This is a genomic window from Mesorhizobium sp. Cs1299R1N3 (assembly GCF_037179625.1).
Lineage (GTDB): Bacteria > Pseudomonadota > Alphaproteobacteria > Rhizobiales > Rhizobiaceae > Mesorhizobium > Mesorhizobium salmacidum.
Genome location: NZ_JAPYKQ010000012.1, coordinates 147,855 through 159,895 on the forward strand (window position 1 = coordinate 147,855; position 12,041 = coordinate 159,895).

A 12,041-nucleotide genomic window follows, 5' to 3' on the forward strand; every position below is an offset into this window, starting at 1 on the left:
ATGGATACCGGCCTGACTACCATCCCGGAAGCGGCTATCGAAAAGCACCGCGCCACCGCGCAAAGCTTCATCACCCGCATCGTCGTGCTGGAGGATCCCTCGCGCGAATCCGGCACCGCGCTTGCCGGCACCAACCGGCGCTTCGTTTCCACCGTCTCGGTCGGCTCGGTGCGACGCACGCGCGAGGTCGAGCTGTCGAAGACCGTCGGCGCAGTCCATCCCGACGACCAGTTGCTGACCATCGCGCAGCACACGCTGCTCTTTCGCGCCCGGCGCGGCACGGCGCTCGCGCTGGCGGTATCGGACGTATTCGCCGAAGGCTCCGATCTTGAAAGCCTGCAGGCCAGGAACACCCGCGCTCCGCTCGAAGGCGAGGAGGCGTCCACCTTCAAGAAACTGCTGTCGGCCTCGGCCTATATCTCGGCCTTCAGCCTTGCCTCCTACCTGTTCCAGCTCATCGACAGCGACGGCGAGGCGCCGAACGACATCCCCGAACCGGACTTCCTGTTCGACACGCCGCAGGATGCGGCGAAATCGATCCTGGCCGGCCTCGACAAGGCGATATCGGGCTCGACGGACGATGCCGACCTGATGACCCGTGCGCGCGCCTTCGCCCGCGTCGCCATCGACGGACTTCTGGCGCGCAAAGGCCGCTTCGACGGCATCGGTCCGTTCGAGAACGCCCATATCCGCATCGACGCCGACGACTTCACCCTCGACGGCTTCGACGTCGCGCCGGGCAAGCGCTCCAAGCCGCTGGTGATGACCTTCAAGACGCCGGAAGAGGTCGTCGGCAACCACATCGCCAAATACCAATCGGTCAAACTCGCCAAGATGCTGATGGCCTACGACTTCGAACGCGAGTTGAACCCGTTCGTCGAGCTTGGCGGCTTCCTGTTCACCTTCATCGGCGACGGCGCGCCCGGCACCGGCAAGACGACGCTGATCCAGATGATCGCCGGCCTCGTCAACGGCTATTGCCAGGTTGCCGGCTATCCGTTCGCCTACGAGAATTTCGGCGTCGACCAGATCTCGTCCTACCAGGGCAAATCAGGCCAGAACTGCCGCCAGTTCATCAACAATGTCTTGAACCCGCGCGTCATCGGCTTCGGCACCATCGACGATATCGACCAGGTGGCGGCACGCCGCTCCGACGACCGCGCGTCGGCCGGCCAGCAGGAGATCACCGGCGTGCTGATGGATGCCTTCGCCGGCGCCGCCACCGTGGTGCGCGGCAATTGCTCGTTCGGCATGTTTTCCAACTATCCCGAAAACGTCGACGACGCGTTGCGCCAGCGCGCCGGCGCCCGCTGGCTGGTCGACGGGCCCCAGACCCGCGACGACTATATCGACATCTTCGTGCTGCTCGCCGGCAAGAACCACGAGATCCCTCTGGGCAAGCACGAACTCTATGCCGCGCAGGAAATCCAGCGCGCCGTGACCGAAGCCTATGAGGAGCATGAAAAGCCGCAGGAGGACGGGCTGATGCGGGTCTATGAGCGCTACATGAAGGAAAACGGCGCGCCCAAGACCATGGCCGACATCGGCACCTACCTGCACCTGATCAAGGACGCCGAACCGCGCTTCACCGGCCGCGCCATCAAGAACGTCACCGACGCGATCAAAATGCGCGCCATGGACATCGAGCTTCCCGACGACTGGTTCGAAAAGCCGGAAGCCTTCATGCACATGAGCTACGACGACAAGAAGGCGATGATCGAGGAACTGCGCGGCCCGTTCTCGATGGACATGGTCATGCAGGAGATCAACCGCTACGCCGATTCCGAATTCCGCTATTCCGACAAATCCGACGACGCCGCGGTCGAAAAACTGCTGCGCGACGCCCGCCTGCGCGAACGCGCTGCGCGTGAGATGGAGGAGATGAAGAAGAAGGGTCTATGGAATGCGTGAGGCGCGCCAGCTTTCCCTTCTCCCCTTGTGGGAGAAGGTGTCGCCGAAGGCGACGGATGAGGGGTGCTCCAGCTTGGCAAGGACGGCGATCCTTCGCGCACCCCTCATCCGTCTCGGCGCTGCGCGCCGATCCACCTTCTCCCACAAGGGGAGAAGGAAGAGCCGCGCCCCTCATCCGCCCTTCGGGCACCTTCTCCCCGTAGACGGGGAGAAGGAAGATTGACCCACGCCCGCAAACCCGACCTCCTGCGCGACAACGAGCTCATCTACGGCCGTTTGCTCACCGTCGACGAGGCGCATCTCATCCAGCGTTACAACAAGGCGCTGGCTGCATTCGGCCTCAAGCCCACCAGGCTGAAGAGCTTCCAGATCGACCGCACCGGCTTTTCGCCCGAAGTGGCCGAGGAGTGTGGCGACTACGATTATCTCGATCCCAACGAGGTCAACCGCCGATTCATCATCCTGACGCCGTCGCAGATCGACCTGCCGGTGGTGCACACCGCCTTCTCCAACACCTCGCAGCTGATGTTCGAGTTCATGTCCAGGAACCAACGCGCCATCGACGCGCTGACCATCAAGGACGTCATCTACGGCGAGATCGAGGACTCCGTTCCCAAGGTCAACGACATCGAGGACCTGCTGTCGATCAGCCAGGTCGAATTCAAGGTGCTGTCGGCGGAAGACGTGCTGGGCAAGGCCGCCGAACTCGGCAAGCTCGTCGACCGGCTGAAGCAGGAGCCCGACGCCTGGCGCGACGATGCCATGCTGACCCGCATGGTCGAGCTCGCCAAGGTCTGCGGCGACATCCGTGAGAACGCGCTGGTGCCGGACCAGGTGATCTTCCGCCACAACGCCTACTGGACCAGCCATTTCGGCGGGCTCTATGTCTTTGTCGATCCCGACATGACGACGGTGATCAGCGATCCGGCCGCCCCCGGTTTTCGCCGCTCGCGGCCCTGGCAGGTGAGCTATCTCTCGATCAAGGACGCAGACAAGGTGTTCAAATTCCTGGCTGCCACCGGCCGCATCGAACTGCCGCGCGCCTCCTGGATCGAGGCCTCGGGCTATCTCGAGCACCGCGCCGAAATGGTGGTGCGCGCGCTGATCCGCGACGCCGAGCCGGACCGCAATTTGACCGATGTCGACAAGGTCTGGCTGCAGACATGGATCCAGAGCCATGCCGACCTGATCACCTCGGACGGAAATTTTCCTTTCCTCAACGCCGCCAAACGCGAGATCGCCCAGCTCGGCCATCTCAAGGTCGAGGATGTCTTCCCGCAGCAGCGCTTCCTGGTGGTCCGCGCCAAGCCCGACCATCCCGACGCCTGGCTGACCAACCGGCTGATCTCGGATTTCGTTCCGTCGGACTTCGTCTCGCGCTACATCTTCAACAAGGACGGCTTCTACAAGGACTATGACGGCTTCAGCGACGCCTGGCGATCGCATGTTGTGGACGTTCTGAAAACCACATATTTGAAGGACAAGGTGGCGTTTCGCACACGCCTCTATGGCCTGACCGACTAGAACGAATGCACCGTCATTCCGTTCTAACTTGTTGTTTTGGTGCATGATGTTATCCAAAAAGTCTGCAACTTTTTGGCATCATGTTGAGGGGGTGATACAGCCATGCTCGATCCGATCGTGAATTTCTTCACCCGGATTTTCCAGTGGATCGGCCGCGGCATCGGTCTTCTGATCGGCGTGATGCTGTGGCCCTTCATGTGGGCCGGCCGCTGGTACACGCAGCGCGGCTGGATCCTCAAGGCGATAGTCGGTCTTGCCGTGCTGGTGCTGATCGGCCTCTACGCCAACTTCTTCTACGCCACCCAGTGGTGGAACAACTTCAACCCGAACTACCCGGACACCTATACTTTCGAGAAGCGCAACGTTTCCGCCGGTGAGCAGGTGGCCGCTGGCGCTGGCACCGACACGGCCAAGACTTGCGGCAACTCCGGCATCGCCCAGGTGGCGGCCGACCTGACCGACTTCAACGTCAACCAGAACGCCTGGATCTCATCGATGATCCTCTACAAGCTCGGCCTGTTCGGCATCGATTGGGACAACACTCCCTGGATGGACAACAAGGCCTCTTTCCAGCGCGGCATCAACCAGGCGGTGCGACGCACGGCGACCGAGCTTGCCGACAATCTCGGCCGCGTACGTACGACCTCGCAGATCGATGCCGACCTGCAGGACGCGCGCGGCAATCTGCAATTCGACGAGTATACCTGGTACTTCGGCGTGAGCCCGTTTGGACCGAAGACGCCGACGCCGAGCTACTATCGCGACGCGGTGCGCAAGCTGCGTTCGTTCAATGCCCGGCTTGCCACCTGCCAGGCCACTTTCGATGCCCGCGCTGACAATTTGAAGCAGTATATTGACCGCATCGCCAGTGACATCGGCTCGACGTCCGCAATCCTCAAGGAGCGCGCCGAGAACCACAACAATGGCTGGTTCGACACCCGCGCCGACGACCGCTACTGGTTCGCCTATGGCCAGCTCTATGCCTATTACGGCCTAATGAAAGGCGCCCAGGCCGATTTCGAGAACGTCATCAAGGAAAAGCACCTGCAGAGCCTTTGGGATACGATGGACGCGCAGTTCGTGTCGGCCCTGCGTATCCAGCCCTTCATCATCGCCAACGGCCGCGAGGACGGCTGGCTGCTGCCGACCCACCTGACAACGATGGGCTTCTACGTGCTTCGGGTGCGCTCCAACATGGTTGAAATCAGCAACGTGCTGACGCAGTAGCGCTGTCCCACCGCAACACCAGCGATGGCGAATTTGCGCCGTCGCGTCTGTCGCATTCCGTGCATTGTGCGGCTGTTTTGAGACGGCGGAAGCGCCCCTGCTCTGGCTTCTATACGGCGCGGTAAGCGGAGCCATAAAGAACCGGGAATAGGCCGGCCCGCCGCAGAGGAATTTTCTCTATAGGAAACATAGTTGCATGAAAGTTGACGCCGCCGCAGCGACAGGGTTAGATGCCCCGCGCGTCCGGCTCCAGCCTTCTTGCGAGTAAGATCAACCCCGTCCCCTCCACCGTCCAATCCAGAGGAACGCCGTCATGGCCGAAGTGAAGTCCGACATCGAGATCGCGCGTGGCGCCAGGAAAAAGCAGATCCAGGAGATCGGCAAGAAGATCGGCATCCCGACCGAACATCTGCTGCCCTACGGCCACGACAAGGCCAAGATCTCAGCAGAATTCATCAAGTCGGTGAAGGGCAACAAGGACGGCAAGCTGATCCTGGTCACCGCCATCAACCCGACGCCGGCCGGCGAAGGCAAGACCACCACCACCGTCGGCCTCGGCGACGGCCTGAACCGCATCGGCAAGAAGGCGATCGTCTGCATCCGCGAAGCTTCGCTCGGCCCGAATTTCGGCGTCAAGGGCGGTGCCGCCGGCGGTGGTTACGCGCAGGTCGTGCCGATGGAGGACATGAACCTCCATTTCACCGGCGACTTCCACGCCATCACCACGGCGCACAACCTGCTCTCGGCGCTGATCGACAACCACATCTACTGGGGCAATGAGCTCGGCATCGACACCCGCCGCGTCGTGTGGCGCCGCGTCATGGACATGAACGACCGGGCGCTGCGCGAGATCATCTGCTCGCTCGGCGGCGTCGCCAACGGTTTTCCGCGCGAGGCCGGCTTCGACATCACCGTCGCCTCGGAAGTCATGGCGATCCTGTGCCTGTCCACCGACCTGAAGGACCTGGAAAAGCGCCTCGGCGACATCATCGTCGCATACCGCCGCGACAAGTCGCCAGTCTATGCCCGCGACCTCAAGGCCGACGGCGCCATGGCTGTCCTGCTCAAGGACGCTATGCAGCCCAACCTCGTGCAGACGCTGGAGAACAACCCGGCCTTCGTGCATGGCGGCCCTTTCGCCAACATCGCGCATGGCTGCAACTCGGTCGTCGCCACCACGACGGCGCTGAAGCTCGCCGACTATGTCGTCACCGAAGCCGGCTTCGGCGCTGATCTGGGCGCGGAAAAGTTCTTCGACATCAAGTGCCGCAAGGCGGGCCTGAAGCCGGCGGCCGCCGTCATCGTCGCCACCGTGCGCGCCATGAAGATGAATGGCGGCGTCAAGAAGGAAGACCTCGGCAAGGAAAACGTCGAGGCGGTGAAGAAGGGCTGCGCCAACCTTGGCCGCCACATCGAGAACATCAGGCAGTTCGGCGTGCCGGCAGTGGTTGCCATCAATCACTTCTATTCCGACACCGATGCCGAGATCCAGGCGATGAAGGACTATGTCGCCTCGATGGGAGAAGAGGCGATCCTGTGCAAGCACTGGGCCAGGGGCTCGGCGGGCATCGAGGACCTCGCCAACAAGGTGGTGGCGCTGGCCGAATCCGGCGCCTCGCAGTTCGCGCCGCTCTATCCCGACGCCATGCCGCTGTTCGAGAAGATCAACACCATCGTCCAGCGCATCTATCGCGGCTCGGAAGCGATTGCCGACAAGTCGGTGCGCGACCAGTTGCACGCCTGGGAGCAGGCCGGCTACGGCAACCTGCCGGTGTGCATGGCCAAGACCCAGTACTCCTTCTCGACCGACCCCAACCTGCGCGGCGCGCCGACCGGCCACACCGTGCCGGTGCGTGAGGTCAGGCTTTCGGCGGGCGCGGGCTTCGTCGTCATCATCTGCGGCGAGGTCATGACCATGCCCGGCCTGCCCAAGGCGCCATCCTCGGAAAAGATTTTCCTCAACGAGATTGGCCAGATCGAAGGCCTGTTCTAAATCCTTCAAGTCCAAACGGCAAAGGGCGCCGCATCACCGCGGCGCCCTTTGCATTTCGCGGATGGCTACGCGGCGCTGCGCGCCAGCGCCCGCTGGTTGGACGCATGGATCGTGTCGCGTTCCGGCAGCGCGCCGGTCTTGAGGCAGTCGATCCATTCGGCGGTCTTGAGCACCGCGGCGAAGCGCGACTGGAGGATGATGCTCACCACGCGATGGATCTCCTCGGCCGAGGCGTAGCCGGCGCTGTTGGCGTAGGGTACCGAACCGGTCGCGTCGGACAGGAACTCGACCGCGAAGCCCATATGCACGGCGTGGATGATGGTCGACAGGTCGCAATTATGCGTCATGTAGCCGATGACCGCGATCGTATCGATGGCATTTGCGCGCAGCCAGGCCTCAAGGTCGGTGCCGGTGAAGGCGCTCGGCAAATTCTTCTCGACATAATGGTCGCGGCCACGCTTGGCGATCTCCGGATGCAGTTCGCCGCCATGGCTGCCCTTGGCGAAGATCGGCGACGTCTCGGGCGCCATCTGCTTGACGACCACCACCTTGATGCCGGCGGCCGCCGCCGCGTCCATCGCGCGCGCCACGTTGACGACGCTGTCGCGGAACGGCGGATGCTGGATGGCCAGATTGCCGCCGTCATAGTCGTTCTGGACGTCGATGACGACGAGCGCGCGGCGCGGCGCGGTGTTGGCTGGGTCAGACATGATGTTTCCTTTCAGGCTTGAATGCGATGGGCCGAAAGTAATCTGCTGGCTTGGGTGCCAACAGTGGCCCGATTGACATCATCCGAAAGAATTAGGACAATCCACACTCACACTGGAAACGCCCCATGACCGCTCCCATCATCGCCGTCCTCGCCTTCGATGGCATCAGCCCGTTCCATTTCTCCGTGCCTTGCCTGGTGTTCGGCGCGGATCGCACCAACCTCGGCCTGCCACGCTTCGACTTCCGTGTCTGCGGGGTCGAGGAAGGGCTGATCCGGACCGATGCCGGCCTGGGCATCCTGGTCCCGCACGGGCTTGCCGCGCTCGAAGACGCCGATATCGTCATCATCCCGAGCTGGAAGGATCTCGAAGCGCCTCTGGCCAAACCGCTCGAGGAAGCGCTCGGCCGCGCGCACCGGCGCGGCGCGCTGATCGTGGGCCTGTGTCTCGGCACCTTTGCCCTCGCCGCCGCCGGCCTGCTTTCGGGACGGAAGGCGACCACGCATTGGGCCTATACTGAGCAGTTGCGGGCCCTCCATCCCGACATTTCAGTCGATGCCGACGTGCTCTACGTCGACGACGGCGACATCGTCACCTCTGCCGGCGTCGCCGCCGGGCTGGACTGCTGCCTGCACATCGTGCGTGCCCGCTATGGCGCCGAGGCGGCACTGCGGCTCGCCCGGCACGTCGTGCTTTCGCCGCACCGGCAGGGCGGGCAGGCGCAGTTCATCGAGCGCCCCGTGGCAAAAAGCGCCGATGCCGATCGCTTCACCGAGGTGCTCGACGCGGTTCGCGCGACATCAGGCGAAACGCACAGCCTCGACAGCGTCGCCGAAGCCGCTGGCCTGACACGGCGCACTTTCACCCGCCGTTTTCAGAAATCGATCGGCACCAGTTTTGGCGATTGGCTGATCAGCCAGCGGATCGAACTGGCGCAACGGCTGCTGGAAGCCACGGACAAATCGATCGACGTCGTGGCTTTCGATGCCGGCTTCGGCAGCGCCACATCGCTGCGCCAGCACTTTTCCGCGCGGCTCCGGACCTCGCCGGCGCAATACCGGCGTGAATTTTCCAGGCGGGCCGATGTCGGCGAGCGCATGGCGCATCTCCCGGCTGCATTGATTGGGCACGTGAGCGCACTCAGCCCCAACTGACCACCCGCGCCGGGGCGGAAGCGTATTATGCTCGAACACGGCATCCGCGGCCAAGCCGCGCAACGCGCCAAGACCGTCATCCAGGCATGTATACCATTCGCCGGCCGCCATTTTCGCCCGTTCGCTCTGAACCATGGCAGTGCCTCCGTTTGACATCATTGCGAACAGCGCCGAGGCAAGGACCAGGACGTGAACTTATAAACCGGGATAGCGGCTTTACGGAACTGGTCACCGTGCCGTCACGACCTTCGATCGCAAGCGGACATTCGCGATCCGCGCCCGGCAATGAAATAGTTCAAGACCACTGTCGATTTCCGGACAACTCATTCGTCCTCGGCAGGAAGCCGAAGAAATTCGCCAAAGCAAGGAAACGACTGCGATGACAATCACCATCACGGCATTTGAACGATCGCCCGATGGCGGCAAAGGACTGGCGCGCGATACCCGCGTTCGCTGGGCGCTGGAAGAGGTGCGACAGCCCTACGAGGTTCGTTTTGTTTCCTTTGCAGGGATGAAGGCGCCTGACCATCTGGCTATCCATCCCTTCGGGCAGATCCCCACCTATGAGGAGGGTTCTCTCTCGCTGTTCGAGACCGGCTCGATCGTCTTTCATCTTGCCGAGCAGCATGCCGGCCTGCTGCCGAAGGATCGCAATGCCCGCGCCCGCGCGATCACGTGGATGTTTGCCGCACTGAACACCGTCGAGCCGCCGATCCTCGAATTGACCACGGCAAGGATATTCGAAGCTGACAAGCCCTGGAGCGAGGCGCGCTTGCCGCTGGTTAAGGACCGTGTTCGGTCCCGGCTGGACAGTCTCTCGGCTCACCTGGGCGTCGCCGACTGGCTCGATGATGCGTTCAGCGCCGGCGATTTGTTGATGGTATCCGTGCTGCTGCGACTGAGAATGTCAGGCATTCTGGACGAATATCAAAACCTGGCCGCCTATGTAGCGCGCGGGGAAGCTCGGCCCGCTTATATCAGGGCCTTCGCCGCGCAATTTGCGGTCAACGCTCCACTAGGCTGACTCGCCTCGATCCGCCGTGGCTGCGCTCATGACTCTGCGGCCTAGCCAAATATCCGACCTATGGTAGCTTGCCGTTTCAGGGCTGTTCCGGCCCGGCATCGAGAGGGATCGGCTTGCTCTACATCCTTGCACTTCTGATCGGCGTCATTGCAGGCCTGCGCGCCATGACGGCACCTGCCGCCGTCGCCTGGGGCGCCTATCTCGGCTGGCTGCCGGTTGCCGGCAGCTGGGCGAGCTTCATGAGCCATTGGGCGGCTGTCGGCATCTTCACCGTCCTGGCCATCGTCGAACTGGTCACCGACCAGCTGCCGTCGACGCCAAGCCGCAAAGTGCCGCAGCAGTTCGGCATCCGCATCCTGCTCGGCGCCTTTTCCGGCGCGGTGCTCGGCGCGGCCGGCGGCGCCACTATCGTCTGCCTGATCGCCGGCGCCATCGGCGCGGTCATAGGCACGCTGGGCGGTGCCGAAGCGCGCGGCCGGCTGGCGGCCGCTTTCGGCAAGGACCAGCCCGCGGCCTTCATCGAGGACGCGGTGGCGATCGTCGGCGGTCTGCTGATCGTGGCGGCGGTGGCATGACGGCGAAAACCTTCGACACCATCATCATCGGCGCTGGCCAGGCGGGGCCGCCCTTGGCCGGTCGCCTGGCGGCCGCGGGCATGAGCGTGGCGCTAATCGAGCGCAAGCTGGTCGGCGGCACCTGCATCAACACCGGCTGCATGCCAACCAAGACCATGGTCGCCAGCGCCTATGCCGCGCATCTGGCTCGGCGCGCCGCCGACTATGGCGTGACGCTTTCGGGTCCCGTCGGGGTCGATTATCACAGGATCAAGGCGCGCAAGGACAAGGTCACCAACGACGCCCGTGGCAATCTGGAGACCTGGATCGCTGGAATGGAGCGCTGCACGCTTTATCGCGGCCACGCACGCTTCGAATCCGCCAACACGGTACGTGTCGGCGACGACCTTTTGACCGCCGAAAAAATCTTCCTCAACACGGGCGGCCGCGCCTCGGTGCCGGACCTGCCTGGCATCCACGACATCGACTATCTGACCAACTCGTCGATGATGGATCTCGACGTTTTGCCGCGCCACCTTATCGTCGTCGGCGGCAGCTACATCTCGCTCGAATTCGCGCAGATGTTCCGCCGTTTCGGCTCGGAAGTCACCGTCATCGAAAAGAGCCCGCGCCTAACCGGCCGCGAGGACGAGGACGTCTCGGCCGCCATCCTGTCGATCTTCGAAAACGAAGGCATCGCGGTCCATGTCGGCGCCGACAACATCGGCTTCGTCAAACATGGTGGGGATATTGCCGTGACCTTCTCCGCCGGCAAGCCGCCCGCGATCGGATCGCATGTGCTGCTGGCGCTGGGCCGAACGCTCAATACCGACGATCTCGGCCTCGACAAGGCGGGCGTCGAGGTCGACAGACGCGGCGCGGTTGTCGTCGACGACCAGCTGCGCACCAGCGTGCCAGGCATCTGGGCGATGGGCGACTGCAACGGCAAGGGCGCCTTCACCCACACCTCCTACAACGACTATGAGATCGTCGCCGCCAATCTGCTCGACAATGATCCGCGCAAGGTCAGTGATCGCATCGAGGCCTACGCACTCTACATCGACCCGCCGCTCGGCCGCTGCGGCATGACCGAGGCCGCGGTGAGGAAATCGGGACGCCGCGCGCTGGTCGGCCAACGGCCGATGACCCGCGTCGGCCGCGCCGTCGAAAAGGGCGAGACGCAAGGTTTCATGAAGATCCTCGTCGATGCCGACACCAGGGAGATCCTCGGCTGCTCGGTGCTTGGCCCCGGCGGCGACGAGGCGGTGCATTGCGTGCTCGACCTGATGTACGCCAAGGCGCCGGTCGATACGCTGGCGCGCGCGATGCACATCCACCCGACGGTTTCGGAACTGCTGCCGACGATAGCCCAGGAACTCAAGCCGCTGGCCTGAGACTGGAGCAGTTCAGCGTTTGGCAAACCGCCGAGCCGTTCTACGGGCGCCTCGGCGCCCGTTTCAATCAGCTCAACGCTTTCTGCATTGCTGCATTGCGGCAACGTCTGTTGCGCCCAGTCGGGATCGTCGCGCAGTCTCCAAATTGAACCGATTCAGTCTGGACCTCCCATGCCTTTGCCGATCCTTGCGCTTGCCATTGCGTCCTTCTGCATCGGCACCACCGAATTCGTCATCATGGGCCTGCTGCCGGAGGTCGCCGCCGATCTCGGCGTGACGATCCCCGCCGCCGGCCTGTTGGTCACCGGCTATGCGCTGGGCGTCGTCTTCGGCGCGCCTGTCGTGGCCATGGCCACCGCGCATTTGCCGCGCAAACCCGTGCTGGTCGGGCTTGCGGCCCTGTTCGTCGTCGGCAATCTCTTCTGCGCCATCGCGCCCAATTACTGGCTGCTGATGGCCGCGCGCGTCTTCACCGCTTTCGGCCATGGCGCCTTCTTCGGCATCGGCTCGGTCGTCGCCGCCAGCCTGGTGCCGCGCAACAAGCGCGCCA

Annotated in this window: 10 protein-coding genes and 1 pseudogene; 9 read left to right on the forward strand and 2 right to left on the reverse strand. The window is 63.4% G+C overall.

The window, feature by feature from the left end:
- The 4 genes from O7B34_RS23430 to O7B34_RS23445 all read left to right on the forward strand — a co-directional run bounded on the left by O7B34_RS23430 (position 1) and on the right by O7B34_RS23445 (position 6,655).
- The gene (locus O7B34_RS23430) at positions 1 to 1,911 is read left to right on the forward strand and encodes an AAA family ATPase (protein WP_337148312.1); all 1,911 of its coding nucleotides are present in this window, start codon (positions 1 to 3) and stop codon (positions 1,909 to 1,911) included.
- A gap of 219 nt (positions 1,912 to 2,130) precedes the next feature.
- Entirely contained in the window at positions 2,131 to 3,435 is a 1,305-nt protein-coding gene (locus O7B34_RS23435; RefSeq protein WP_337148313.1) for a DUF6638 family protein, read from the forward strand.
- 102 nt (positions 3,436 to 3,537) lie between these two features.
- On the forward strand, positions 3,538 to 4,662 hold the full coding sequence (locus O7B34_RS23440; RefSeq protein WP_337148314.1) for a DUF2333 family protein: 1,125 nt from the start codon (positions 3,538 to 3,540) through the stop codon (positions 4,660 to 4,662).
- Between the two features lie 313 nt (positions 4,663 to 4,975).
- Positions 4,976 to 6,655, forward strand: a complete 1,680-nt coding sequence (locus O7B34_RS23445; protein ID WP_337139718.1) for a formate--tetrahydrofolate ligase — start codon at positions 4,976 to 4,978, stop codon at positions 6,653 to 6,655.
- Between the two features lie 65 nt (positions 6,656 to 6,720).
- Here the strand turns inward: O7B34_RS23445 and O7B34_RS23450 are convergent, their stop codons facing one another.
- Entirely contained in the window at positions 6,721 to 7,365 is a 645-nt protein-coding gene (locus O7B34_RS23450; RefSeq protein WP_337148315.1) for a cysteine hydrolase family protein, read from the reverse strand.
- Between the two features lie 125 nt (positions 7,366 to 7,490).
- Between O7B34_RS23450 and O7B34_RS23455 the strand changes: the two genes are divergently transcribed.
- Positions 7,491 to 8,519: a helix-turn-helix domain-containing protein gene (locus tag O7B34_RS23455; protein ID WP_337148316.1), complete on the forward strand. Its 1,029-nt coding sequence runs from the start codon at positions 7,491 to 7,493 to the stop codon at positions 8,517 to 8,519.
- Here the strand turns inward: O7B34_RS23455 and O7B34_RS23460 are convergent.
- A pseudogene (locus O7B34_RS23460) lies at positions 8,511 to 8,654 on the reverse strand (maltose acetyltransferase domain-containing protein); the annotation flags it as partial. The gene O7B34_RS23455 and the pseudogene O7B34_RS23460 sit on opposite strands and share 9 nt — an antisense overlap.
- A gap of 244 nt (positions 8,655 to 8,898) precedes the next feature.
- Between O7B34_RS23460 and O7B34_RS23465 the strand changes: the two are divergent.
- The 4 genes from O7B34_RS23465 to O7B34_RS23480 all read left to right on the forward strand — a co-directional run.
- A complete protein-coding gene (locus O7B34_RS23465; RefSeq protein WP_337148317.1) occupies positions 8,899 to 9,543 on the forward strand; it encodes a glutathione S-transferase family protein in 645 nt (214 codons plus the stop codon).
- 113 nt (positions 9,544 to 9,656) lie between these two features.
- Positions 9,657 to 10,118: a DUF4126 domain-containing protein gene (locus O7B34_RS23470; protein ID WP_337148318.1), complete on the forward strand. Its 462-nt coding sequence runs from the start codon at positions 9,657 to 9,659 to the stop codon at positions 10,116 to 10,118.
- Complete coding sequence (locus O7B34_RS23475; RefSeq protein WP_337148319.1) at positions 10,115 to 11,491, forward strand: FAD-containing oxidoreductase; 1,377 nt, start codon at positions 10,115 to 10,117, stop codon at positions 11,489 to 11,491. The genes O7B34_RS23470 and O7B34_RS23475 overlap by 4 nt, the downstream gene beginning before the upstream one ends.
- Positions 11,492 to 11,662: 171 nt before the next feature.
- Positions 11,663 to 12,041: MFS transporter (locus O7B34_RS23480; protein WP_337148320.1), on the forward strand; the 379-nt coding region annotated here is incomplete at its 3' end.